The 23,517-nt window shown below is 70.3% G+C and carries 20 protein-coding genes; 11 read left to right on the top strand and 9 right to left on the bottom strand.

The genetic code is table 11. The features are described from left to right. Window positions 1–216: 216 nt before the first annotated feature. Both E5N76_RS27100 and E5N76_RS27095 read left to right on the top strand, forming a co-directional pair. The gene (locus E5N76_RS27100) at window positions 217–966 is read left to right on the top strand and encodes a dienelactone hydrolase family protein (RefSeq protein WP_149541097.1); all 750 of its coding nucleotides are present in this window, start codon (window positions 217–219) and stop codon (window positions 964–966) included. Between the two features lie 10 nt (window positions 967–976). Further along, a complete protein-coding gene (locus tag E5N76_RS27095) occupies window positions 977–1,270 on the top strand; it encodes a DUF6295 family protein (protein WP_149541096.1) in 294 nt (97 codons plus the stop codon). Window positions 1,271–1,434: 164 nt separating this feature from the next. Here the strand turns inward: E5N76_RS27095 and E5N76_RS27090 are convergent, their stop codons facing one another. Beyond that, window positions 1,435–2,769, bottom strand: a complete 1,335-nt coding sequence (locus E5N76_RS27090) for an LLM class flavin-dependent oxidoreductase (RefSeq protein ID WP_235907916.1) — start codon at window positions 2,767–2,769, stop codon at window positions 1,435–1,437. Between the two features lie 500 nt (window positions 2,770–3,269). Here E5N76_RS27090 and E5N76_RS27085 point away from each other — a divergent pair, with 500 nt between their 5' ends. Next, on the top strand, window positions 3,270–3,686 hold the full coding sequence (locus E5N76_RS27085; RefSeq protein ID WP_149541094.1) for a rhodanese-like domain-containing protein: 417 nt from the start codon (window positions 3,270–3,272) through the stop codon (window positions 3,684–3,686). A 148-nt stretch (window positions 3,687–3,834) separates the two neighbouring features. After that, window positions 3,835–4,314: a DUF3237 domain-containing protein gene (locus E5N76_RS27080; RefSeq protein ID WP_149541093.1), complete on the top strand. Its 480-nt coding sequence runs from the start codon at window positions 3,835–3,837 to the stop codon at window positions 4,312–4,314. Window positions 4,315–4,448: 134 nt separating this feature from the next. Here the strand turns inward: E5N76_RS27080 and E5N76_RS27075 are convergent, their stop codons facing one another. The 4 genes from E5N76_RS27075 to E5N76_RS27060 all read right to left on the bottom strand — a co-directional run bounded on the left by E5N76_RS27075 (window position 4,449) and on the right by E5N76_RS27060 (window position 9,920). Beyond that, complete coding sequence (locus tag E5N76_RS27075; protein WP_187830440.1) at window positions 4,449–5,093, bottom strand: GntR family transcriptional regulator; 645 nt, start codon at window positions 5,091–5,093, stop codon at window positions 4,449–4,451. Window positions 5,094–5,847: 754 nt separating this feature from the next. Further along, entirely contained in the window at window positions 5,848–6,870 is a 1,023-nt protein-coding gene (locus tag E5N76_RS27070) for a Bug family tripartite tricarboxylate transporter substrate binding protein (RefSeq protein WP_149541091.1), read from the bottom strand. 206 nt (window positions 6,871–7,076) lie between these two features. Beyond that, window positions 7,077–8,768 carry a thiamine pyrophosphate-binding protein gene (locus tag E5N76_RS27065; protein ID WP_149541090.1) on the bottom strand — a complete coding sequence of 564 codons (1,692 nt, stop codon included), beginning with the start codon at window positions 8,766–8,768 and terminating at the stop codon, window positions 7,077–7,079. A gap of 177 nt (window positions 8,769–8,945) precedes the next feature. Then, window positions 8,946–9,920, bottom strand: coding sequence for a S1C family serine protease (locus tag E5N76_RS27060; RefSeq protein WP_149541089.1), 975 nt, complete (start codon window positions 9,918–9,920; stop codon window positions 8,946–8,948). A 94-nt stretch (window positions 9,921–10,014) separates the two neighbouring features. On the opposite strand from E5N76_RS27060, the gene E5N76_RS27055 reads away from it, so the two are divergent. The 6 genes from E5N76_RS27055 (at window position 10,015) to E5N76_RS27030 (ending at window position 16,426) form a co-directional block, all read left to right on the top strand. After that, window positions 10,015–10,644 (top strand): NeuD/PglB/VioB family sugar acetyltransferase, encoded by a 630-nt coding sequence (locus E5N76_RS27055; protein ID WP_149541088.1) that lies wholly within the window; start codon window positions 10,015–10,017, stop codon window positions 10,642–10,644. 354 nt (window positions 10,645–10,998) lie between these two features. Next, window positions 10,999–12,018 carry a glycerophosphodiester phosphodiesterase family protein gene (locus E5N76_RS27050; protein ID WP_207792127.1) on the top strand — a complete coding sequence of 340 codons (1,020 nt, stop codon included), beginning with the start codon at window positions 10,999–11,001 and terminating at the stop codon, window positions 12,016–12,018. Between the two features lie 173 nt (window positions 12,019–12,191). Next, on the top strand, window positions 12,192–13,190 hold the full coding sequence (locus tag E5N76_RS27045) for an ABC transporter ATP-binding protein (protein WP_149541086.1): 999 nt from the start codon (window positions 12,192–12,194) through the stop codon (window positions 13,188–13,190). Window positions 13,191–13,207: 17 nt separating this feature from the next. Next, window positions 13,208–14,455, top strand: a complete 1,248-nt coding sequence (locus E5N76_RS27040) for an ABC transporter substrate-binding protein (RefSeq protein WP_149541085.1) — start codon at window positions 13,208–13,210, stop codon at window positions 14,453–14,455. Between the two features lie 159 nt (window positions 14,456–14,614). Beyond that, complete coding sequence (locus E5N76_RS27035; protein ID WP_235907915.1) at window positions 14,615–15,553, top strand: ABC transporter permease; 939 nt, start codon at window positions 14,615–14,617, stop codon at window positions 15,551–15,553. Window positions 15,554–15,556: 3 nt separating this feature from the next. Then, a complete protein-coding gene (locus E5N76_RS27030; protein WP_149541084.1) occupies window positions 15,557–16,426 on the top strand; it encodes an ABC transporter permease in 870 nt (289 codons plus the stop codon). An 85-nt stretch (window positions 16,427–16,511) separates the two neighbouring features. On the opposite strand, the gene E5N76_RS27025 is transcribed toward E5N76_RS27030, so the two are convergent. Together E5N76_RS27025 and E5N76_RS27020 are read right to left on the bottom strand one after the other, a co-directional pair. Beyond that, window positions 16,512–18,101, bottom strand: a complete 1,590-nt coding sequence (locus E5N76_RS27025) for an ABC transporter substrate-binding protein (RefSeq protein ID WP_149541083.1) — start codon at window positions 18,099–18,101, stop codon at window positions 16,512–16,514. A gap of 222 nt (window positions 18,102–18,323) precedes the next feature. Beyond that, window positions 18,324–19,211 carry a fumarylacetoacetate hydrolase family protein gene (locus E5N76_RS27020; RefSeq protein WP_149541082.1) on the bottom strand — a complete coding sequence of 296 codons (888 nt, stop codon included), beginning with the start codon at window positions 19,209–19,211 and terminating at the stop codon, window positions 18,324–18,326. 148 nt (window positions 19,212–19,359) lie between these two features. Here E5N76_RS27020 and E5N76_RS27015 point away from each other — a divergent pair, with 148 nt between their 5' ends. Continuing rightward, on the top strand, window positions 19,360–19,605 hold the full coding sequence (locus tag E5N76_RS27015; protein WP_149541081.1) for a hypothetical protein: 246 nt from the start codon (window positions 19,360–19,362) through the stop codon (window positions 19,603–19,605). 214 nt (window positions 19,606–19,819) lie between these two features. On the opposite strand, the gene E5N76_RS27010 is transcribed toward E5N76_RS27015, so the two are convergent. Together E5N76_RS27010 and E5N76_RS27005 are read right to left on the bottom strand one after the other, a co-directional pair. Then, on the bottom strand, window positions 19,820–21,868 hold the full coding sequence (locus E5N76_RS27010; RefSeq protein WP_149541080.1) for a hydantoinase/oxoprolinase family protein: 2,049 nt from the start codon (window positions 21,866–21,868) through the stop codon (window positions 19,820–19,822). After that, window positions 21,868–23,499 (bottom strand): hydantoinase B/oxoprolinase family protein, encoded by a 1,632-nt coding sequence (locus tag E5N76_RS27005; protein ID WP_187830438.1) that lies wholly within the window; start codon window positions 23,497–23,499, stop codon window positions 21,868–21,870. Before E5N76_RS27005 ends, E5N76_RS27010 begins: the two co-directional genes overlap by 1 nt. Window positions 23,500–23,517: the final 18 nt, after the last annotated feature.

The raw sequence follows: 23,517 nt of genomic DNA, 5'->3' as shown, positions 1-23,517 counted from the left end.
GATTTGCGCGACGGTTGCGCCTGCAGAGCTGCGGGCGGCGTCGGGGACGGGAAGCCTTGCCGGCAACTGGCGGGAATGCGGGGCCTTCCGCCGGCGGTTGACGGCAAGGCCCCCAACCGCGCCGCCTTGCGCGCCGGCGGGGCGCGGCGAATACTCCGCCAAGGCGCGCCGACCGTCCGGTCCTGGCCCAAGACCCGCCGTCATGGAGGAAGTTCGATGTCATTCTACCGCGGCATGACCTGCGAGAACGTCACCCTCACCGGCGACGGTGGCACGAAGATCACTGCCTATGTCGCCAAGCCGGAAGGGAAGGGGCCCTTTCCGGGCGTGGTGCTGATCCATCACCTGCCGGGCTGGAGCGAGCTCTACATCGAGACCACCCGCCGCTTCGCGCATCACGGCTATTACGCCATCTGCGCCAACCTCTATGAGCGCGCCGGCGAGGGGAACCCGGACGACGTCGCCGCCAAGGTGCGCGCCGAGGGCGGCATTCCCGATTCCCAGATGGTGGGCGACACCGCCGCCGCCGTCGCCTGGATGCGCGGCCGGCCGGAGAACAACGGCAAGGTCGGCGTGTTCGGCTCCTGCTCCGGCGGGCGGCATGCGGTGATCTACGCCTCGCAGCGCAAGGATGTGGATGCCTGCGTGGATCTCTGGGGCGGCCGCGTGGTGATGGGCAAGGAGGAGCTGAACGCGAAGACGCCCGTCGCGCCGATCGACATGACGAAGGATCTCTCCTGCCCGCTGCTCGGCCTGTTCGGCAATGACGACCGCGCGCCGAGCCCGGAGCAGGTGGACCAGCACGAGGCGGCGCTGAAGGCGGCGGGGAAGGACTACGAATTCCACCGCTATGACGGCGCCGGCCATGGCTTCTTCTACTGGCACCGGCCGCTGTACCGGCCGGAGCAGGCGATGGATGGCTGGGCGAAGGTCTTCGCCTTCTTCGGCAAGCACCTGGCGGCCTGAGGCGCGCGCCATGTGCACCTCCATCATCGAGATCCTGCCCGCAGAGGGCATGGCCAAGCGCGGGGATGACTGGTTCCCGCTGACCCAGGCGGTGGTGGCCTACGACCATGCGCGGCATGCGCCGCTGGGCGATGTCATCACGCTGGACTTCATGAATGCGCGGCTCGACCCCGGGGCGCGCGCCGGGGTGGAGATTACGCTGGAAAGCGCCAGGGAGCTGCGGGCGGCACTGGATCGGGCGATCGCGGCGGCGGAGCATGAGGAGGCGGAGGTCAGGGGGGTGAAGCTTCGGCTGGTGGGTTGAGAGGGGCGCTGCCCCTCTCAAACTCTCCCCGCAAAGGGCCGAAGGGCCCTTTGAACCCTAGAGTTTTGCGTCTCGACCGACGCGCCTAAGACTCGTGGTTTCCAAAGGCCCTTCGGCCTTTGGTGGGTGGGAGTTTGAGGGAGGGCAAAGCCCTCCCTCAACCCCTACTCCGCCGCCAGCCTCGCATCGCGCACCCGCCGCGGCGGCCGCTTCAGCCCCATCCGCTCCCGCAGCGTCGCCCCCTCATATTCCCTCCGGAAGATGCCCCGCTTCTGCAGCTCCGGCACCACCAGGTTCACGAAATCCTCCAGGCAGCGCGGCTGCACCGGCATGTCGCAATTGAACCCGTCGCAGGCGCCGCTGCGGTACCAATCCTCCATCTGGTCGGCGATCTGCACCGGGGTGCCCTTGAACAGCACATGCCCGATCGAGGGCACCACGCGCTGATAGGTCTGCCGCACCGTCAGCCCTTCCCGCTGCGCCATCTCGGAAATGGCATTGCGGTAGCTCACCATGCCGTCCACCTCGCCGCTCAGCACCGGCATCGGCCCGTCCACCGGATAGCCGGTCAAATCCTCCTCGCAGAATTTGGACAGGTACTCCACGCCGAGCTCCGGCAGGATCAGCTCCTGCAGCTCCTCATACAGCTCATCCGCCTCCGCCTCGGTCCGCCCGATATAGAGCGTCGCCCCGGGCAGGATGCGTAAGTCTTCCGGCGCCCTGCCATACTTGCCGAGCCGCCCCTTGAGGTTGGCGTAGAATTCCTGCGCTTCCGGCTTGGTCAGGGCGACGGAGAAGACCGCCTCCGCATGCTCCGCCGCCAGCTCCATCCCCGCTTCGGACTGCCCGGCGGAGGCCAGCACGGGCCAGCCCTGGATCGGCCGCGCGACATTCAGCGGCCCCTGGACGGAGAAATGTTTTCCAACATGGTCCAGCCGCTGGACCTTGGCGGGATCCAGGAAGCGCCCTGTCGCCTTGTCCTCCAGGAAGGCATCCTCCGCCCAGCTATCCCAGAGCCCCTTGCAGATCTCGACGAATTCCCGTGCCCGCTCGTAGCGCTCCGCCCGCGGCACATGCTTCGCCCGGCCGAAATTCACCGAATCCCCGGCATAGGAGCCGGTGACGATGTTCCAGCAGGCCCGCCCCTTGGAGAGATGATCCAGCGAGGCGAAGCGCCGCGCCAGCAGATAGGGCTCGTCATAAGTGGTGGTCGCCGTGCAGAACAGCCCGATCTTGTCGGTGTGCTGGGAGAGGGCGGCGAGCAGGGTGAAGGGCTCGAACACCGCCGGCCGGTCGGAACGGCTGTTGGAGGCGAAGAGGATGGGCTTGTCCATCTGCCGCACGGCATTGCCGTCCGCCAGGAACAGCATGTCCAGCTTGCCGCGCTCCGCGGTCTTCGCGATGTGGATGGCGTGGTCGAGATTCATGCAGGTGCCTGACCAGGCATCCTTGTGCCGCCACCCGGCGAGATGGCTGCCGAGGCCGATCAGGCTGGTCATCAGGGTCATCATGGCCGGTCACCCCCAAGGTCGCACGCAGGGAAGGGCCGCCCAGCAAGGGCGGTGCCGCGTGACCAAGGCCGGCGTCGGTTATGCCTGGGAGGTTAGGGCATGACGGGGGAGGGGGGAAGAGCGGGGCGTCCGCCATGACCCTTGGGGGCCGTGCCGCAGGGCGCCACCGCCCCCCTCGATACGCCCGTGGGCCCCACCCCCACCCTGACCCTCCCCCGCCAGCGGGGGAGGGAAGGCGCCTCCTCCCCCGCTTTGCGGGGAGGGTTGGGGAGGGGTGTGCCGGCCACGCCCGCCCGCAGGGCAGCAGCCCAGCGCCGCCCTTGCCAGCCGGTCCTCCCTGGTGGTGCAGCGCCGCCCTGGCCGCCCTGGCCGCCCTGGCCGCCCTGGCCGCCCTGGCCGCCCATCCTCCCGCCGCCGCCCAGCGCCGTATGGATTGCCCCGGCGCCCCGGCAGCGCCATCTTGGCCAGGCAGAGGGGAAGGAGGGACCATGCCCGGCGTGCCCGATATCAGCCCGGAAGAGACCTGGGCGGCGCTGCGCGACCAGCCCGAGGCCGCGCTGGTGGATGTGCGCACCGATGCCGAATGGAATTTCGTGGGCCTGCCGGAGCTTTCGGGGCTGGGCAAGCAGGTGGTGCTGATCCCCTGGCAGCTCTACCCCTCCATGCAGGTGAACGGCGCCTTTGCCGAGCAGCTCAAGAAGGCCGGGCTGACCCCGGACAGCAGGATCTACTTCATCTGCCGCTCCGGCGCGCGCAGCCTGGCGGCTGGTCAGGCGGCGCAGGCGGCTGGCTTCCCGCATGCCTTCAACGTCGCGGACGGGTTCGAGGGGCCGGCGGATGCCGAGGGCCATCGTGGCCAGGTCGCCGGCTGGAAGGCCAGCGGCCTGCCCTGGCGGCAGCGCTAACTCTTCACGACGTCGCTGCGCGCCGTCGCGGGGGCCCCAGGGTCGCCGCAAGGGCCGAGAGCTCGCACAGCCCGTCGCGGCAAAGCCGCGCCGGGACACCAGGCGGCGCCGGTTCGGGCGCGCCGCCCATGAAGGGAGAGAACCGAGGATGGCCATCACCCCGCTACCGCTGACCACGGAATTCCTGTTCCGCATCGCGCTGGCCGCCGGCGCGCCGCAGATGAGCACCGGCCCGGCCGCCCGCGGCGGGGAGCTGCGCATCATCCCGGTGACCGGCGGCAGCTTCGAAGGTCCCTCCCTGAAGGGCGAGGTGGTGCCCGGCACCACCGCCGATTGGCTGCGGGTGGAAGCCGATGGCACCGCCCATATGGATGTGCGCCTGGTGCTGAAGACCGATCGCGGCCAGACGATCTACATGCATTACAGCGGTGTCCGCACCGGCCCGGCGGAGGTGCTGGCCCGGCTCGGCCGGGGCGAGAATGTGGATGCCAAGGAGTATTACTTCCGCACCGCGGTGCGGTTCGAGACGGCGGATGCCGAGCTGGCCTGGCTGAACCGGGTGCTGGCGGTGGGCATCGGCCAGCGCCCGCCGACCGGCCCGACCTATGACATCTATGTGGTGAAGTGACCCGGCCGAAGGTTGAACCAGCCGACTCAGGGCGGGGTCTGGGGGGAAGCCTTCCCCCCGGCGGGGGTTGGCGGCACTGCCGCCAACGGGGGCAGCGCCCCCTGCCGGAGGTTCAGGGCCGAAGCCCCCAACCCTCACCCCCGTCGCCGGCGATCCGTGATCAGCGCCTCGAAATCCTGCCCATGGTAGCGGCCGATATGGGCCGTCAGCAGAGCGACGGCGCCGCTTTCATCCCCGGCTTCCAGCGCCGCCAGCAGCGCCTGATGTTCCCGGTCGGCGCCCTGTGCGTCCAGCGCCGTCTGCCCCAGACCCCAGACGACGGAGAGCTGACGGGAGAGGCTCTGCCACAGGGCCAGCAGCGGCGGGTTGCCGGAGGCGGCGCAGAGCTCGCCATGGAATTGCTCCTCCGCCGCCACGCGCAGCGCCGGGTCGGCGGCCGCCACCGCCGCGGCGAAGGCGGCGGCGGCGTCGCGCAGGCCGAGGAAACGGGCCGGCCCGCTGGGCAGGGAGAGGGCTTCCCGCACCGCCAGCACTTCCAGCGCCAGGCGCACCCGCATCAGCGCGGCGACGCCTTCATTGGTCACCTGCATCAGCCGCATGCCCTTATAGGGCGTGGAGGTGACGATGCCCTGGCTTTCCAGGAGCCGGAGCGCTTCCCGCACCGGGACGCGGCTGATGCCGAGGTCGCGCGCGATCTCGGCCTCCACCAGCCGGTCGCCGGGGAGGAAGATGCCGCGCGCCGCGGCGGCGACGATGGCTTCCGCCGCCTGCTCCACCATGGTGCGTGGCTGTACGGGGAGTAACCGTCGAGGTCCCGTTGGCCCGGAATCCATGTCCGCAGTAGCCCCACCCCGCGCCCGGAGGTCCCGAACAGCCACGCGTGAACCTTTCAATCAGCAGCAATCAAGGCGAAGATTTCGACCCTATTATCAACCAGATGGTTTGCAAAGGGAACAGGAGTGCGGCCCCTGTTGGCCGGGATGGGCCGGCCCCCAGGCAGCACAACCCATAGTTGTTTCAACTTCGATAAGACGGCGCCGCTTCACCATCCCGGCGACGGATGCTACCGGGACCCGGCGCCGCCAGGGCCGCGCTGTTTCATTATGATGTCCCCATGCCTGCGGAAAGGGCAATCCTCATGGCAAGCAGCATGGCGGCAGAGCCGACGCTTGCAGGTCCCGATCAGTATGTTCTCCATATGAAATAATTTGTCAGCCCGGCCGCCGGGCCGGCTTGGCGCTGGCCGCGGCGACATGAAGCCGCCCCGGCCCATCGCCCGGTCGCATTTCCGACTGGCCGGCAATTCCGCCGACCCGAGAAATGCCCGGTGTCCGGGATGTCCTGCGGCCCTTCGGGGACGCTGGCCTTCTTTCAGTGGCCTGCTCATCCGCTTCCTTCGCTGGACATCCGGCGAACTCGGCGGGCAGGGAACTGGAGCGGCTTCACCTCGCCTGCGCTCGGCGAACCCGCTCCGGCCCTTTGTTGGTCGCATTTTCCGACTCGTCCGGCGATTCCACCGGACTTGAAAATGCTCTAACCCTCCTTCCAGGGCCGGACCTGCCAGAGCTGCCGCAGCCCCGCCTCCGTCTCCGCCGCCATGCTGGCATAGGCGCCGCCGACCAGCGGCCGCAGCGGAATGCCCAGGCGCTCGGCCTCTCGCCGGAAGCCGGCATCGGCGAAGACGGCGGTGAAGGCCGCCTCCAGCCGCTCCCGCATCGGCGCCGGCAGGCCCGGTGGGGCGACGAAGCCGCGCGTCGCGCTCATCAGCACGTCGAAGCCCTGCTCCCGGAAGGTCGGCACATCCGCCAGCGCCGACCAGCGATTGACCGAGGCCTGGCCGAGATAGCGCACCTTCCCATCCCGCCGCAGCGCCAGCCCGTCCGAGGCGTTGGCCACCAGCAGGTCGATATGCCCGCCGAGCAGCGCCTGGATGGAAGGGGCGGCGCCGTTGAAGGGCACATGCACCATGGGCGGCAGCCCTGCCCCCGCTTCGAAGGCCAGCATGGCGATATGGTCGTCCGACCCGACGCCGGTGCTGCCATAGCTCAGCCCGCCCGGCCGCGCCTTCGCCGCCGCCGCCAGGTCGGCGAGCGTCTGCAGCGGCGAGTCCGCCAGGACGAGCACCACATTCGCATCATCCACCGCATTGGCGAGGAAGGTGAATTCCAGCGTCCGGTAGCGCGCCTGCCGCTCCAGCGGAATGGCCTGCAGCACCGGGGAGCTGACGGCGCAGAGCAGGTAGCCATCCGCCGCGGCATGGAAGGTGTACTCGAAGCCGAGCTGGCCGCTGGCGCCCGGCCGGTTGGTCACCACGATCCGGGCGCCGCCGAGCTGCTGGCCGACGAGCGGCATCATCAGCCGGGTGACGATGTCTACGCCGCCGCCGGGCGGGTAGGGGACGATGGCCTCGATGACCCGGTCCCCGGGCCAGGCCTGGCCCTGGGCGGCGGCTGGCAGGGCGAGGCCGGGCAGGGCCAGCCCGACCAGCCCCACCCCCAGCCCCCGGCGCGAGATCCCGCCGGGCGGGGCCATGGGGCCGGCGCCCTCAGGCAGCATGGCGCGAGGGTGCGCGAACAGGCGGCGCATGGGCATGCGGCGATCCTCCCGATCTTGTCGTTCCCCGTATTTCGCCCGGGCCGGGCGCCGATGTCACGCGCGATGGCGTGGCCGCGCCGAAGCCAGGCGGTGCGGCGGGCCGGCGGCAGGCCGGCACCGCCCTGCCGCCGCCACGCCCCCAAGCCAGCGCGCCCCTGGCGGAAAGGCTACTCCGCCGCCTTCCGGGCGTAGATGCCCATGGTGTTGTAGGGGGCATAGGGCGGGAAGGCGCCGATCGCCTGCATGTCCACCTCCACCAGGCTCGGCCCGGGCGTCGCCACCGCCTTCGCCACCACCGGCCCCAGCTCCTCCACGCTGCTCACCTTGAAGCCGGGCAGCCCGGCGACGGCGGCGAATTGCTGCAGATCCGGCCCCTGCAGATCGGCGAAGAACATCCGGCCATCCTGCAGCGCGCCCTGGATGTGCTTGATGACGCCATAGCCGCGGTCGTTCATCACCATCACCACCAGCTCCGCCCGCTCCTGCACCGCGGTCCAGAGCTCCGTCTGGTTCAGCGCGAAGCCGCCATCGCCGACCATGGCGACGGTCTTCCGATGCCGTCCCCCCTGGGCCCCGGCCAGCGCCGCGCCGATGCCGAGCGGCAATCCCGGCCCGATCGCCGCACTCACCGGATGCACCGCATCGCGCGGGCCATAGACCGGGAAGATGCGGTTGCCCCAGGAGGAATTGCTGATGGTGACGTCCCGCACCCAGAGCGCATCCCGCGGCAGGGCCGCGCGCAGCCGCGCCGGGAACTCGGCATAGGGGCCGAGCGTGTCGCAATACTCCGCCACCGCCTGGCGCTTCATGGCGGCGAACTCCGCGGCGAAGCCGGGATCGACCGAGAGCCGCCCGCGCAGACGCTGCGCCAGCGCCGCCATGCTCAGCCCGGCATCGCCGCAGACGAAGGCGGCGCTTGGATAGGTGCGGCCATTGGCGCGCGGATCGACATCCACCTGCACCAGCGGCGCCGGCAGCTTCAGGCCGAATTCCATCGTCTCATGCCCGCGCAGCTTGCTGCCCACCACCAGCATGGCGTCGCAGGAGCGGTAGAATTCGAGGACGCGCGGGCTGCCATTGCCATGCAGCCCGCCGAGGCTCATCGGGTGATCCTCCGCCACGATGCCGCGGCCATTCCAGGAGGAGACGACGCCGAAGCCGAGCTCGAGCAGCGAGAGCGCCTCCGGCCCCGCTGCTTTGGCGCCATTGCCGAGCCAGAGCATCGGCCGCTTCGCCCGCGCCAGGATCTCCGCCGCCGCCTCCAGCTCCGTATGGCAGGGCGGCAGCGGCGGCGGCACCGGCAGCACCAGGCTGTCCAGCATCGCCGGGCGGGGGATGGCGGTGCGCTGGATGTCGATCGGGATTTCCACGGAGACCGGGCCCATGGGCGGCGTCAGGGCCAGGGTCGCGGCGCGGGTCAGCACGCCCAGCGCCTCCGCCGCGGAGCGCACGCGGAAGGCGGCTTTGCCCACCGCGGCCAGCATCGCGGTCTGGCCCGGCACGTCATGCACCGAGCCCATGTCGCGGTCGATGAACCTGGTCGGCGTCTGGCCGGTGATGTGCAGCACGGGCGAGCCGCCGAATTGCGCCTCCACCAGCCCCGCCACGGCATTGGCGGCGCCCGGCCCGGTGGAGGTGAAGATCACGCCGAGATGGCCGGAGACCCGCGCATAGGCATCCGCCATATGCGCCCCGCCCATTTCGTTGCGCGCCATGACGTAGCGGATGGCGTTGCGCCGGCCGATGCCGTCCAGCATCGGGATGTTGTGGACGGAGACTATGCCGAAGCAGGTGGTCACGCCGATCCGGGCGAGGAATTCCGCAACCAGATCGCCGACATTGTAGCTGGTCTCCGCCATGGCGCTCCCCTTTGGGTTGGTTGCGGGCGAGTGTGCGCGGGTTGCGGCGGGAAGGGTAGGGGGCGCCCGCGGGGACAGCGCGATGCAAGACTCAAGGGTTCCAAGGGCCCTTCGGCCCTTGGCGGGAGGTCAAGGAGGGCAGCGCCCTCCTTGCGGGGTCCGGGGCGGAGCCCCGCCTCAATGCAGCCGTGGCGCCTTCAAAAAGCTCCGTCGGTCGATCGAGGCCAGCACGAGTTCCCTTGGCACCGCCTGCCGATTGATGGTCAGCCTGACCTTCGTCCCCGCATGCCCGCAGGCCCAGACCGCCCGCCACAGCCCCGTCAGGTCGGAGACCCGGGTCCCGCCCACGGCCACCAGCCGGTCCCCCTCATGCAGCCCGGCCTTCTGCGCCGGCCCGCCGCGGGCCATGGAGGAGACCACCACCCCCTCCTCATCCTCCGCCGCGTAAAGCCCCAGCCAGGGCCGCGCCGGCCGGTTCGGCCGGCCGAAGCTCAGCAAATCGTCCAGCACCGGCGGCAGCAGGCTGGCCGGCACCACCATGTTGAGATCGACCCGCCTTCCTTTGCCATCCTGCTGCTGCATGACCAGGGAGCCGATGCCGAGCAGCCTGCCATCCCCGCCGATCAGCCCCGCCCCACCCCAGGAGGGATGCGCCGGTGCGGTGAACAGCGCCTCCTCCAGCATGTATTCCCAGTAGCCGGCGAATTCCTGCCGCGCCGCCACGGTGCAGCGCAGCGCATGCTTCCGCCCGCCCGCCGAGGCCAGCACGCAGACATCCCCCGGCTTCGGCGCCGGACCGCTCTCCACCGGCAGGGCCGGCAGCTCCAGCCGCCCCAGCGCCTGGATCAGCCCGAAGCCGGTCTCGAAATCATAGGCCAGGGCGTGGCCCGGGATGGCGCGGCCGTCATGGGTGGTCAGCCAGATGGTCTCGGCCTCCGTCACCAGATAGCCGATGGTGGCGATCAGCCCGTCCGGCCGGATCACCACGCCGCTGCCGGCGCGCTCCGTGCCGAGGCTCTGGGCGGTGAAGGCGTCCGGCGGCACCAGCGCCTTGACGCCGACGATGGAGCGCAGCGCCAGATCGAGGTCGAATTCATGCTCGGTCGGGTCCGGCTGGAGCTCCGGCGGGATTTCCCATTCGCTGCTGGCCATGCCTTGTTGTCCGCTCCGGCGCGTCTTGGGTCCAGGCATTATATCGGTCGGCCGGGCGGCGCTGCCAATGCGACAGGCAGGATAAGGGCGGGTCATGGCGGAAAAGCTGGTGATTTTGGGCGCCGGCGGGCATGGGCGGGCGCTGCGGGAGATGCTGCGGGACCTGCCGGGGTGGGAGGCGGTGGGCTTCGTCGATGCCCGGCCGCCCGGTGCGGCGATGCTGGGCCTGCCGGTGCTGGGCGACGAATCGGCGCTGCCCGGGCTGCTCGCCGATGGGGTGGCGGCGGCGGTGGTGGCGGTGGGGGATGCGGCGCAGCGCCAGGCGGCAGCGGCGCGGCTGCAGGCCCTGGGCTTCGCCTTGCCGGCGCTGCTGCACCCCTCGGCCATCCGCGCCGCCAGCGCCGTGGTGGCGGAAGGGGTGGTGGTGCTGCCGCGCGCCGTGCTGGGGGCGGCGGTGCAGGTGGGGCGGCTGGCCATCATCAATACCGGGGCGATCCTGGAACACGACGCGGCGGTGGGGGCGCTGGCGCATATCGGCCCCGGCGCGGTGCTGCCGGGCGGGGTAAGGGTGGGGGAGGCGGCGCTGATCGGCGCCGGCACGGCCTGCCGGCCCTATGTGAGCATCGGCGCCCGGGCGGTGATCGGGGTGGGGGCGGCGGTGGCGGCGGATGTGCCGGAGGGGGCGGTGATGGGCGGGGTGCCGGCGCGGCCCCTGCCGGGATGAGGCGCTGCCGGGGTGAGGCGCTGCCGGGAGGGGCGCAGCGGCCGGCGCCCCGCATCGCCCGCGATTGTGCCTTGCCGGCGGCTTCCCGCCCCGGCCGGCGCCGCCGCCCGGCGGCCTTCGCCTGCTTCCGGGTGCCTTCCGGCCGGTGCCCGTTCCCGGCAAACGCTCTGCGACCGACAGAAATGGCTTCCCTTGCGGTGGGATTCCCCCTGGCAATGTCTTAATTTTCGATTTAGTATCAGTGATCTATCACAATTGTTTCTTGGCAGATTAACCCGAAATCGAGACGAGCGCGGCCTAAGAACGAGTAGCGGGCGCCAGCGCGGCGCCTGCCTGCCTTGGAGAATTCCCGTGTTGCTGAAACTGCTTCGATACGCCGCGCCGGGCCTGGTGGCCCTGGTGGCGGGGGCCGCGACCGCGGCGCCCCTGACCCCCACCACGCTGAACGGCCAGCCGCCCCTCATCATCAACCACCGCGGCGCCAGCGGCTACCTGCCGGAAGAATCCATCCAGGCCTATCAGCTCGCCGTCCAGCAGCGGGTGGATTTCCTGGAAGGCGATGTGTACGTCACGAAGGACGGCGTCGCGGTCATGCTGCATGATGGCACGCTGAACGCGACCACCAACGTCGTCGCCTATGCCGCGACGCATCCGGACATCGCCGCGCTGCGCTCCGGCAATGGCAGCTACAACGTCACCAACTTCACCTATGCGCAGTTGCTGGAGCTGACGGTCACCTTCCGCAACTCCAACGGCTACGGCACCTATCGTGACGGGTATTACGACCCCTCCACCCACTACCAGATCGCCACCATCGCCCAGGTGGCCGACATGGCCTATCAGGACTTCCTCGACACCGGGAAGAAGATGGGCATCTACCCGGAAGCGAAGCAGAGTGGGCTGCCGGTGACGGACGCCATCCTCGCCGTGCTGAACGACCCGAAGTACAATGGCTATTTCTCGGCCGGGAACGGCACCGCCTTCCTGCAATCCTTCGATCAGGGCCAGGTCGCCTACATGAACGGGAAGACCGACATTCCCGTGACGATGCTGGGCGCCTGCCCGGCCACCGCCGCGGCGGCGGCGCAGATCGCCACCTATGCCGACGGCATCGGGCCTTCCACTGGCCAGACCACCGCTGCCTGCGTCGCCCGGGCGCATGCGGCGGGGCTGTACGTGCACCCCTACACCTTCCTCTATACGCCGGCGCAATACGAGACCTACTACAAGATGGGCGTGGACGGCGTGTTCACCAATTTCGGCCCGGTGGCGCAGGAGGTGCGCGACGCGCTCTTCGCCGTGCCGGAGCCGATGAGCCTCGGCCTGCTGGGCCTCGGCCTGGCCGGGCTGGTCGGGCTGCGCCGCCGTCGCTGACGGGACGAGGCCGGGGAGGCGCTGCCGCCCCGGCCTTCCTGGCGGGCATTGCCCTTTCCCTGGGCAGATGCCCGCCGAAGCGGCCCTGCCCCCGCCCCAATGCCGGGCCGTGAGCGCCGGCCGAAGCTGGCACGCTACCTGCTAACCCTCCCGCCAGCGTCCCGTCGGGAGAGTTGAAGCTGTCCGTCGCCACCCTCCAGCGTCCCCGCGGCGCCGTCGAGTTCATCGGCGCCAGCAAGCGCTTCGGCGCCGCCACCGCCCTCGAAGCCCTCGACCTGCGGATCGCCGCCGGCACCTATTGCTGCCTGCTCGGCCCCTCCGGCTGCGGCAAGACCACCACGCTGCGGCTGCTGGCGGGGCATGAGACGCCGAGCGACGGCGACATATTGCTGGACAACCAGAACATCACCCTGCTGCCGCCGGCGCGCCGCGGCACGGCGATGATGTTCCAGTCCTACGCGCTGTTCCCGCACCTCTCCTGCCTCGACAACGTCGCCTTTTCGCTGCGCATGAAGGGCGTGGCGAAAGCGGAGCGGCATGCGCGCGCCATGGAGATGCTGCGGCTGGTGGAGATGGCGGCCTATGCGGCGCGGCTGCCGGCGCAGCTTTCCGGCGGGCAGCAGCAGCGCGTGGCGCTCGCCCGCGCTCTGGTGACGAACCCCGCCGCGCTGCTGCTGGACGAGCCGCTCTCGGCGCTCGACCCCTTCCTGCGCGGCCGGGTGCGGGCGGAGCTGAAGCGCTTCCAGCGCGAGCTGGGCATCACCTTCGTGCATGTGACGCACAGCCAGGACGAGGCGATGGCGCTGGCCGACCTGGTGGTGCTGATGCGGGCCGGCCGCATCGAGCAGATGGGCACGCCCTTCGAGGTGTTCGACAGCCCACGCACCATTTTCGCCGCGCGCTTCATCGGCGGGCACAACGTGTTCCCCCTGGAAGGCGGCGCGGTGGCGGTGCGCACGGACCGCACGCGCATCGCGCTTATGGGCCAGGGCTACCCGGCCACGGTGCGCGGCGTGGAATACATGGGCACGGGCTTCGCCGTGACGCTCGCCGATGCGGCGGGGGAGGAATTCATCGTGCTGCGGGAGACGGCCGATGGCCTGGCCCCGGGCGAGACGGTGGGGCTGAGCTGGGATGAGCGCGATCTGCGGCCGCTGGCGGCCGAGGCGTAACGCGAGGGGAGAGAAGAATGGACCAGACCGGTAAGATCGGCCGCCGCTTCCTGCTGGCCGGCGCCGCGGCGGGGCTGGCGGCGCCCGCGGTGCAGGCGCAGGGCGCGGTGACGCTGCGCTATGTCGGCACCGCGGTGAACCAGCACCAGGGCATCAAGGAGAAGGTGCGGCAGGATCTCGGCATCACGCTCGACTACATCCCCGTCACCTCGGACGATGTGGTGCGGCGCGCGGTGACGCAGCCGAACAGCTTCGACATCCTGGATTCCGAGTACTGGATGCTGAAGAAGATCATCCCCTCGGGCAACCTCGTCGGCATGGATGCCAACCGCATCAAGCTGGTGAACGAGCTCACCCCGATCTTCACCAGGGGCGAGATCGGCGGCCGGAAGATCGGGCTGCAGGGCACGGCGCCGAGTAAGGTGATGTACCTGCCGCAGCAGAACGCCCGCAGCTTCGCCAATGAGCCGACGCGCTGGCTGACCCTGATCCCGACCACCTACAATGCCGACACGCTCGGGATAAGGCCGGACCGGATCGGCCGGCCGATCGAGAGCTGGGCGGAGCTGCTGAACCCGGAATTCAAGGGCAAGGCCAGCATCCTCAACATCCCCTCCATCGGCATCATGGATGCCGCGATGGTGGTGGAGGCGCTGGGCCAGCACAAATACGCCGACAAGGGCAACATGACCCGGGCGGAGATCGACCTGACCATGCGCGTGCTGACGGAAGCCAAGCGCGCCGGCCAGTTCCGCGCCTTCTGGAAGGATTTCAACGAGAGCGTGAACCTGATGGCCTCGGGCGAGACCGTCATCCAGTCCATGTGGTCTCCGGCCGTCACCGCGGTGCGCAGCAAGGGCGTGCCCTGCGTCTACCAGCCGCTGAAGGAAGGCTACCGCGCCTGGGCCGCGGGCTTCGGCCTGCCGAAGACGCTGACCGGGCGCAAGCTGGATGCGGCCTACGACTTCATCAACTGGTTTCTCTCCGGCTGGGCCGGCGCCTTCCTGAACCGGCAGGGCTACTACTCCGCCGTGCTCTCCACCGCCCAGGCGCAGATGCAGGGCTATGAGTGGGATTACTGGATGCTGGGCAAGCCCGCGGCGCAGGACATCAAGGCGCCGGACGGCACGGTGATGGAGAAGGCCGGCGCGGTGCGCGACGGCGGCAGCTACGAGGCGCGCATGGGCGCCGTCGCCTGCTGGAACGCGGTGATGGACGAGAATGACTACATGGTCAGGAAGTGGAACGAATTCATCGCGGCCTAGTGCCCCATGACGTTGCTGCGCAACGCCATGGGGACGCCGGTTCGCTGTGCTGGGCGACGCCTCGCACAGCCCGTCGCGGCAAAGCCGCGGCGGGACAACGGGCGACGCGAATCTTGACGGACGACTGGCGATGACCATGGCGATGGCGGAGAGGCGGGCGTGACGGCGCAAGCGGAGAGCGTGGCCGTGCCGGCGGCGCAGGCCGCGCCGGTGGCGGCCGCGGCGCCGCCGGCCGGGCGGGCACCGCTGTGGCAGGCGACGCCGCTCGGGCTGGTGCTGCTGCTTTTCTTCATCCTGCCGCTGATCGCCACCGCCGTGGTCAGCTTCTGGGACTACACCGAGTATTCCCTGGTGCCGGACCTCACCCTGCGGAACTACCGGGAGATGTTCGAGGGCTGCGCGGATTTCTCCTCCGGCGGCTGCACCACCTTGCGCACCTATCTCTCCACCTTCCGGCTCTGCGCGGAGGTGGCGCTGGTCACCGTGCCGCTGGGCTTCCTCGTCGCCTATTTCCTCGCCTTCCATGTGCGCGGGGAGGGGGTGCGCATGGCGCTGTTCCTGCTCTGCACCGCGCCCTTCCTCACCTCCAACGTCATCCGCATGATCTCCTGGATTCCGCTGCTGGGGCGGGAGGGGGCGGTGAACCAGGCGCTGCTGGCGCTGCGTGTGGTGGACCAGCCGCAGGACTGGCTGCTGTTCTCCGAATTCTCCGTCGTGCTGGCCTTCATCCACCTCTACACGCTGTTCGTCGTGGTGCCGGTGTTCAACAGCCTGATGCGCATCGACCGCCGGCTGATCGAGGCGGCGCGGGATGCCGGGGCCTCCGGCTGGCAGATTCTGTGGCATGTGGTGATTCCGCTGGCCAAGCCCGGCATCGTCATCGGGGCGATCTTCGTCATCGTGCTGGTGATGGGGGATTTCGTGACCATTGGCGTGATGGGGGGGCAGCAGATCGCCTCCGTGGGGAAGGTGATCCAGGTGCAGATGTCCTACCTGCAATTCCCCGCCGCGGCGGCGCAGGCCATGGTGCTGCTGGCGCTGGTGCTGCTGATGATTGCGGTGCTGACCAAGCTGGTCGATATCCGGCGGGAGCTGTAAGGCATGGAGGATCGTCGGCCCTTCGCCTTCTGGGCGCTTGCCGCCCTGTTCTCGCTGTTCCTGCTGTTTCTCTACGGGCCGACGCTGACGATCCTGGTGCTCTCCTTCCAGGGGCCGGAAGGGGGGCTGACCTTTCCGATGCAGGGTGCCTCCCTGCATTGGTACCGGGTGCTATGGCAGGGTGTGGGCGTCGTCGATATCTGGTCGGCCTTCCGGCGCTCCGTGGCGCTCGGCCTGGTTGTGATGGTGCTGACCACGGTGATTGCGCTGGCGGCGGGCTACGCCTTCCGCCGGCGCTTTCCAGGGCAGGGGGCGCTGTTCCAGCTCAGCATCGCCAGCCTCATCGTGCCCTCCATCGTCGTGTCCCTCGGCATTGCGCTGGAGTTCCGGCTGCTGGATGACATGGTGAAGGCGCTGGGCGAGGCCTACGACATCGCCTGGATCAATGAGGGCTACACCACGGCGATGGGGCTGTTCTCCTCCGGCCTCGGCGCGCATCTCACCTGGACCTTGCCCTTCGGCCTGCTGATCATGTTCGCCGTGTTCAACCGCTTCCCCGGGGCACTGGAGGAGGCGGGGCGCGACCTGGGCGCCTCCCCGTGGCAGGTGTTCCGCCATGTGGTGCTGCCGTTGATCGGGCCGAGTTTGGTGGGCGTGGCGCTGTTCGGCTTCACGCTGAGCTGGGATGAGATTGCGCGGACGTCGCAGGCGATTGGCGACCGCAACACCTTGCCCCTGGAGTTGCAGGGGCTGACCACCACCGTGACGACGCCCGAGATCTATGCGCTGGGCACGCTGACCACCGGTGTTTCCGTGCTGGTCATCGGCACGTCCTTCGCGGCGATTGCGCTCTGGCGACGCGTGAGGCGCTGATCGCGCGACGGGTCCAGACTCATGGTTTCCAAAGGCCTTTCGGCCTTTGGTGGGTGGAGTTTGAGGAGGGCAAAGCCCTCCTCAATCACTTCCGCCGCACACTCCAGAACAGCGGCGAGCTCGCCTTCAGGATGCCGTCCAGCGAATCCCGATAGGCCGTGCGGATGAAGAACTCCCCGAGCGGCAACACCGGCACGTTCTCCAGGCTCTCCTTCTGGATCTCGTCCGCCAGGCGCTTGCGGTCCGCTTCCGTCGCCGCCTGCAGCCATTGCGCCGCCAGCTCCTCCACCCGGTCGTTCCTGTACCAGCCGAACCAGCCGCGCTCGCCCTGGCCGCGCACCGTGGCGTTCACCGCGGGGTTGATGATGGAGATGCTGGCCCACCAGGTGTGGAAGATGCTCCAGCCGCCCTTGTCCACGGATTCCCGGCTGGTGCGGCGCTGCACCACGCTGCCCCAATCGGTCTCGACCAGCTCGACATTCATCCCCAGCCGCTGCAGCAGATCGGCCGTCACCTGGCCCATCGGCCCGATGGTCGGGAAGTCCGACGGGTTGATGATGACGACCTTCTCGCCCTTGTAGCCGGCGGCGGCGAGCGCGGCCCTGGCGCGGTCCAGGTTGCGCGCGCCCTGCAGTGGTTCCGTGCCCACCGCGCTCTCATAGGGCGTGCCGCAGGGCCAGACGGAGGGGCAGAATTTGAAGGCCTCCGGGTCGTTGCCGGTGACGGCGCGCAGATAGTCGTCCTGGTTCACCGCCAGCAGCACGGCGCGGCGGATGGCCGGGTTGTCGAAAGGCGGCTGCAGGTGGTTGAAGCGCGCCACGCCGATATAGCCGAGGGTGTTGGTGATATCGACCTTCACCCCGCGCGACCGCCGCAGCAACGGGGTGAGGTCGGCGTTGATCTGCTCCCACCAATCCACCTCGCCGGATTGCAGCGCGGCGGCAGCGGTGGCGCTGTCCGGGATGATGTGCCACTCGATGCGCTCGAACACCGCGCGCTTGCCGCCGGTGGTGCGGGAGGGGGCTTCGGGGCGCGGGGCGTAGCCCTCGAATTTGGCGTATACCGCGCGGCTGCCGGAGACGTATTCATTGGCGACGAAGCGGTAGGGGCCGGAGCCGACCATCTCCGTCACCTGCTGGAAGGGGTCGGTCTTCGCCAGGCGCTCCGGCATGATGAAGGGCACGACGGCGGCGGGCTTGGCCAGCGCTTCCAGCAGCATGGGGAAGGGGGATTTCAGGCGGATGCGGAGGGTGCGGTCATCCGCCGCCTCCCAGGCCTCCACCACCGCGCCGAGGGATTGGCCGAAGGTGTCGCGCTTGCTCCAGCGGGCGAGGCTCGCGGCGCAGTCCCGGGCGAGGACCGGCGCGCCGTCATGGAAGCGCAGCCCCTCGCGCAGGCGGATCTGCCAAATCCGGCCATCGTCGGAAACGCTGTGGCCCTCCGCCATCTGCGGCTGGAGCTTGAGGTCGTCGGTCAGGCCGTAGAGCGTGTCGAACACCGCCCAGCCATGCGCCTCGGTGACGGCGGCGGTGGTCCAGATGGGGTCTAGCGAGGTGAGGTTGGCCTGCGGGACGAAGCGCAGCACGCGGTCCCGGGCGGATTGCGCCAGCGCGGGGCCGGCGAGGCTGGCGGCGGTGATCCCTGCGCTGGCTTGCAGCAGATGGCGGCGACGCATCCGGCTTCCCCTCTCTCCGGTGGCGGCGGAAAGGCTGCCAGTTTCGGCTGCGCAGGGGAACCAGGCCGGGGCGCGGAAATCACCCAGGGAAAGGGCCGTTGCCCGGAGAGCGGACAGGGCGCTGCCGCAGGCTTGGGCGGCGCGGCTCCGCCGCCGGCAGCCTGGCGCCAGGCGGTGCCCCTGCGCGCCTGGGCCGGGGCAGGGCCCGCCCCCCGCCTGGGCTCAGCCCTCCTTCACCACGTTGCGCAGGCGGCCGATGCCGTCGATCTCCGCCTCGATCACATCGCCCGGCTTCAGCGTCTGCGGCGGCTGCATGGCGTAGCCGACGCCCTCCGGCGTGCCGGTGATGATGACGTCGCCCGGCTTCAGGGTGAAGCCGAGGGAGAGCTGGTGGATGATCTCCTTCACGTCGAAGATCATCTTGCTGGTGTGGCTGTCCTGCCGCTTCTCGCCATTGATGAAGAGGCGGATGCCGGTGTTCAGCGCGTCCAGCTCCTCCGTCGGGATGATCCAGGGGCCGAGCGGGCAGGAGCGGTCCAGCGACTTGCCCTTGAACCACTGGCCATAGCGGCGCTGCAGCTCGCGCCCCGTGATGTCGTTGCCGATGGTCCAGCCGAAGACGTGGGAGAGCGCGTCCTCCTTGGCGATGTTCGCGCCCTCCTTGCCGATGATGGCGGCGAGCTCGACCTCGTAGTCCAGCCACTGGGTCACGCCGGTATGGGCGGGCACCCAATCCTCATGGGCGATGACGGTGTCCGGCGCCTTGGTGAAGAATTGCGGGTATTTCGGCAGCTCGGAATTGGTGATGCCGCGGGTGCGGTCGCCCTCCGCCACATGGTCCATGTAGTTGCGGCCGACGCAGAAGACGTTGCGGCGCGGGCGAGGGATGGGCGCCAGCAGAGTCCAGCCGCCGGCGGACAGGATGGCGGCAGCGGGCGGGTTGGCGGCCAGCGCCCGGGCGGCGGCGAGGGCGGCCGGGCCGGCCTCGATCAGCGCCAGCATGTCGGATTGCGCGAGGCCCGCGGCGGCGAGGTCGAGCATGCGCCCATCCTCGAGCACGGCGCCGAGGCGGGTCCCCTTGGCATCGGTGAAGGTGGCGAGCTTGGTCATGGTCGTTCCTCGCGGGAGTCGGGAGGCAGAGGCAAGCCCGGCCCAGGGCGGAAGGCAAGCCCCTCGGGATCGTGATGGCGGAATCGATGCATAAGCGGGCTACTTGTTTCGACCGGAGTCACACGGCTGGGTTGAGGAGACGGGCGGGATGGAGACCCTGCGAGGCGCCGCGATCATGGCGCTGCTGGGCTTGACGGCCTGCGCCGACGTGACCGGCGGCGAGGGCTGGAGCGTCAGCCGGGCCGCGGCGGAAAGCCTGCGGAAGCAGGGCTGCGGCAACACCGTGCTGGACAACCCCACCCTGGCGCAGCGGATGATGTCCGGCGGCGCGGTGTCCAATGGCACGCCGGTGCTGGGCTGCGCGCTGCGGATGGGCAGCCCGGGGCCCGGCTGAGTTCCCCACGCATCCGCCGAGCGTCTGCACCGCCCCGGTGTCGCTGTTCTCCCTGCGCCTCGTACAGCCTGCCGCGGCAAAGCCGCGGCAGGGCAACGGACGGCGCCTGGGAGAGACGGCAGACTCAAGGGTTCCAAGGGCCTTTCGGCCCTGGCGGGTGGGGGTTTGGGGGAGGATCGCGCCGTAAGGCGCGCCTACGGCGCGACGCCCTCCCTCAATGCAGCGCGATATCCAGCCATCCCCGCTCATCCATCCGCGCCGCGTCGCCCGGCCTCAGCAGCACGGTGGTGGTAGCGCTTTCCACCAGCGCCGGCCCGGCGATCTCCTGGCCCGGCGCCAATGCGTCGAAGCCGTACACCGGCGCCTCCAGCGCGGTGCCGTCGATCGCGATGCGGCGGCTGCCGAGCGGGGCGGCGGGGCCGCCCGCACCCTCGCGCTGCGCCGCCCCGCCCATGGGCAGGGCGCCGACCACGGCGATACGGGCATTCACCAGCACCACCTCCTCCTCCGGCAAATCGTAGGTGAACAGCGCCCGGTGGCGGGCGTGGAAGGCGGCGCGCAACTGCCCCGCCAGGTCCGGCCCTTCCCAGTCGATGCCGTCCAGCGGCACGGCGATCTCGAAGACCTGCTCGCCATAGCGCATATCGGCGCTGCGCTTCGCCGTGACCTCGCCCTGATACCAGCCGGCCATCCGGCTGCGGCCCTGGGCTTCCAACGAGTCGAACAGCCGGCGGAGTTCGGCGTCCTCCGGGATGCCGCCGGCGCCGATGGCGCTCTGCGCCAGCTCGTAGCGCAGATCGGTGTGCAGCATGCCCCAGGCCGACAGCCCCGCCGCGAAGAGCGGCACGGCGGCGCGCTGCAGGCCCAGCTCGCGCGCCACTGCCGTGGCGTGCAGCCCGGCCGCGCCGCCGAAGGCGAGCAGCGCCGAGTCGCGCGGGTCGACGCCGCGCCGGACAGTGGCGACGCGCACCCCATCCGCCATGCGGGCATTGACCAGGGCATGGATGCCGGCGGCGCAGGCCATGGGCGCGATGCCGAGCTGCGCGGCGAGCCGCGCCACCGCCGCCTGCGCCGCCGCCAGATCCAGCGTCTTGGCGCCGCCGAGGAAATTCGCCGGGTCGAGATAGCCGAGAACGAGGTTGGCATCGGTCACGGTCGGTTCCGTCCCGCCCTGGCCGTAGCAGGCCGGGCCGGGCACGGCGCCGGCGGAGCGGGGGCCGACCTGCAGGGTGCCGCCCGGGCCGAGATGGCCGATGGAGCCACCCCCGGCGCCGAGCGTCACGATATCCAGGCTTTCCAGCGCGATCCGCTCGCCGCCCACATCGCGGCCACGGCCGAGGGCGGCCTCGCCGCCCACGATCAGCGCTATGTCGGTGGAGGTGCCGCCCATGTCGAAGGTGATGAGGTCCTGGCCGAGACCTTCCTTCGCCAGCGCCACCGCCGCGGCGACGCCGCCGGCCGGGCCGGAGAGGGCGGTGCCGACGGCGAGCCGCGCCGCCTCCTCCACCGGCGCGATGCCGCCATGGGAGAGGATGACGAAGAGCGGGCCGGCAAAGCCCGCACTCTCCAGCCGCCCGGCGAGCTTCGCCAGGTAGCGGGAGACCACCGGGCCGACATAGGCATTCACCGCGGTGGTGGAGAAGCGCTCGAATTCCTTGATCTGCGGCAGCACCTCGGCCGAGGTGGTGACGAAGACGCCCGGCATTGCGGCGCGAACCTTCTCCGCCGCCGCGTTCTCATGCTGCGGCGCGGCCCAGGCATGCAGGAAGGCGATGGCGACGGCCTCCACCCCCGCCGCCTTCGCCGCGGCGATGGCGGCGTCCAGCGAGGCGGGGTCGAGCGGCACCAGCACGCTGCCATCGGCGCGCAGCCGCTCCGTCACCGGCAGGCGCAGCCGGCGCGGCACCAGGGGCGCCGGGGCGGGCATGCGCATGTTGTAGCGTTCGGGCTTCAACCCCTCCCGCATCTCGATCACGTCGCGGTGGCCCTCGGTGGTCAGCAGGGCGAGGCGGGCGCCCTGCTTCTCCAGCAGGGCATTGGTGGCGACGGTGGTGCCATGGACGATGCGCTCGGTCCGCGCCAGCAGGCTGGCGAGGTCGAGGCCGAGTGCCTTGGCCAGATTGGCCAGGCCATTCACCACGCCCTCCGACTGGTCCGCCGGGGTGGAGGCGGCCTTCGCCAGGATCTGCCCGCCATCCGAGGCGATGCCGACCACATCGGTGAAGGTGCCGCCGACATCGATGCCAATGCGGTAGGTGAGCATCAGACCAGCCCCTCCGCCGCGTCGCGCGCCCGCGCCGCAGGGTCGCGCTGCGCCGGGTCGCCCCAGCCGCCGCCGCCGCTCGCCTCGACGATCACCCGGTCGCCGGGGTTGACGGTGATGCCGACCTCCTTGGTCTTCAGCACCCGCTCCGTGCCATCGGCGCGGCGGAGCACGTAATGGTGCGGCTTGCCGTCCTCGCCGCCGCACATGCCGGCGGAGCCATGGCGCACGCCATCGCCCGCGGTGTTGGCGCGGCAGGGACCGTCGCTTTCCACCTTCAGGGAAAGGCGGCCGCCGAGGCCGCCGCGGAACTGCCCGTCGCCGGCCGAGCCGGGGCGGTATTCATGGCTCTCGAACAGCAACGGGAAGCGGGCTTCCGCCATTTCCACGCTGCCGAATTTCAGCCCGCCCGCGCTGTGCCATTCGCCGCTGGTGGACCAGCCATCGCCGCCGGCCGACCCGCCGCCCCCCGGCCGCGCCTGGAAGAGATGCCAGACGAAGCGCCGACCTGGCCGCCTTGCATCCTGGCCGGTGATGGCGACACGGAAGCGCCGCCCCCAGCCGCCCATGGCGCGCTCCGGGCAGCAATGCTGCAGGGCGCGGATGATCGCCTCCACGATCTCGTTGGAGCAGTGGGAGGTGCACATGGTCACCGGCGCGCCGGGCCTGGCCCAGACCACCGTGCCTTCCTGGGCGATCACCTCGACGGGGCGGAAGGCGCCGTCATTCTTGGCCACATCGGGGTCCAGCAGGAACGCAAACGCCATCGCAACGGCGCTGCGCATGTTGGGGTAGCTGGAATTGACGAAGCCGGTGGTCTGCGGATCGCTCTCCGAAAGATCGACGGTGAGGCTGTCGCCGCGCTTCACCACCCGGGCGCGGATCGCGACATCCACCCGGTCGAAGCCGTCATCGTCGAGGAAGGCCTCGCCGCGCCACTCCCCATCCGGCCAGGCGGCGAGGATGCGGCGGGCATGCGCTTCGGAAAGGTCGAGGATGGCGGAGACCGCCGCCTCCAGCCCATCCGCGCCGTATTTCGCCAGCAGCGGCTTCAGGCGCTGCTCGCCGAGCCGGGCGGCGCCGATCATCGCCATCAGGTCGCCGGTGAAATCGCGCGGGATGCGGGTATTGGTCGCCAGCATGCGGATGAGGTCGTCCCGCAGCCCACCGCCCTCGCCCAGGCGGATGGGCGGGACGCGCACGCCTTCCTGCCAGATTTCCGTCGCGCCGGGGTTGTACCCCCCATGGGTGGCGCCGCCGATATCCGAGTGATGCGCGCGGACCACGGACCAGAAGCGAAGGGCGCCCTCGGCGAAGACGGGGATGACGATGGTGAGGTCGGGCAGATGGCTGCCGCCGAAATAGGGGTCGTTCAGCAGGTAGGTGTCGCCCTCCACCGGCTGCGGGAAGGCCTCCGCGATCGCCTTCGCCGCCCAGGGCATGGCGCCGACATGCACCGGGATGTGGTCCGCCTGCGCGACCAGCCGGCATTGCGCGTCGCACAGCGCAATGGAGAAGTCGCGGGAGGAATTGAGGATCTGGGAGTAGGAGGTGCGCAGCATCGCCTCCCCCATCTCCTCGACGATGGCGCGCAGCCGGTTGTCCAGCACGGCAAGGGTCACGGGGTCCATGGCCGGCAGGCTTGCCGG

This window comes from Siccirubricoccus phaeus (assembly GCF_008360935.1).
Taxonomy (GTDB): domain Bacteria; phylum Pseudomonadota; class Alphaproteobacteria; order Acetobacterales; family Acetobacteraceae; genus Siccirubricoccus; species Siccirubricoccus phaeus.
The sequence above is the reverse complement of the archived record's forward strand: the minus strand, read 5'-3'. Positions and strand labels throughout refer to the sequence as shown.

Bases quoted from the DNA above. Each gene is read 5' to 3' on its own strand.
- E5N76_RS27030 (WP_149541084.1), top strand. From the start codon at position 15,557: ATGGAGGATCGTCGGCCCTTCGCCTTCTGGGCGCTTGCCGCCCTGTTC.
- E5N76_RS27005 (WP_187830438.1), bottom strand. From the start codon at position 23,499: ATGGACCCCGTGACCCTTGCCGTGCTGGACAACCGGCTGCGCGCCATC.
- E5N76_RS27055 (WP_149541088.1), top strand. From the start codon at position 10,015: ATGGCGGAAAAGCTGGTGATTTTGGGCGCCGGCGGGCATGGGCGGGCG.
- E5N76_RS27075 (WP_187830440.1), bottom strand. From the start codon at position 5,093: ATGGTGGAGCAGGCGGCGGAAGCCATCGTCGCCGCCGCGGCGCGCGGC.
- E5N76_RS27090 (WP_235907916.1), bottom strand. From the start codon at position 2,769: ATGACCAGCCTGATCGGCCTCGGCAGCCATCTCGCCGGGTGGCGGCAC.
- E5N76_RS27015 (WP_149541081.1), top strand. From the start codon at position 19,360: ATGGAGACCCTGCGAGGCGCCGCGATCATGGCGCTGCTGGGCTTGACG.
- E5N76_RS27025 (WP_149541083.1), bottom strand. From the start codon at position 18,101: ATGCGTCGCCGCCATCTGCTGCAAGCCAGCGCAGGGATCACCGCCGCC.
- E5N76_RS27060 (WP_149541089.1), bottom strand. From the start codon at position 9,920: ATGGCCAGCAGCGAATGGGAAATCCCGCCGGAGCTCCAGCCGGACCCG.
- E5N76_RS27080 (WP_149541093.1), top strand. From the start codon at position 3,835: ATGGCCATCACCCCGCTACCGCTGACCACGGAATTCCTGTTCCGCATC.
- E5N76_RS27100 (WP_149541097.1), top strand. From the start codon at position 217: ATGTCATTCTACCGCGGCATGACCTGCGAGAACGTCACCCTCACCGGC.
- E5N76_RS27085 (WP_149541094.1), top strand. From the start codon at position 3,270: ATGCCCGGCGTGCCCGATATCAGCCCGGAAGAGACCTGGGCGGCGCTG.
- E5N76_RS27020 (WP_149541082.1), bottom strand. From the start codon at position 19,211: ATGACCAAGCTCGCCACCTTCACCGATGCCAAGGGGACCCGCCTCGGC.
- E5N76_RS27010 (WP_149541080.1), bottom strand. From the start codon at position 21,868: ATGCTCACCTACCGCATTGGCATCGATGTCGGCGGCACCTTCACCGAT.
- E5N76_RS27070 (WP_149541091.1), bottom strand. From the start codon at position 6,870: ATGCTGCCTGAGGGCGCCGGCCCCATGGCCCCGCCCGGCGGGATCTCG.
- E5N76_RS27095 (WP_149541096.1), top strand. From the start codon at position 977: ATGTGCACCTCCATCATCGAGATCCTGCCCGCAGAGGGCATGGCCAAG.
- E5N76_RS27040 (WP_149541085.1), top strand. From the start codon at position 13,208: ATGGACCAGACCGGTAAGATCGGCCGCCGCTTCCTGCTGGCCGGCGCC.
- E5N76_RS27065 (WP_149541090.1), bottom strand. From the start codon at position 8,768: ATGGCGGAGACCAGCTACAATGTCGGCGATCTGGTTGCGGAATTCCTC.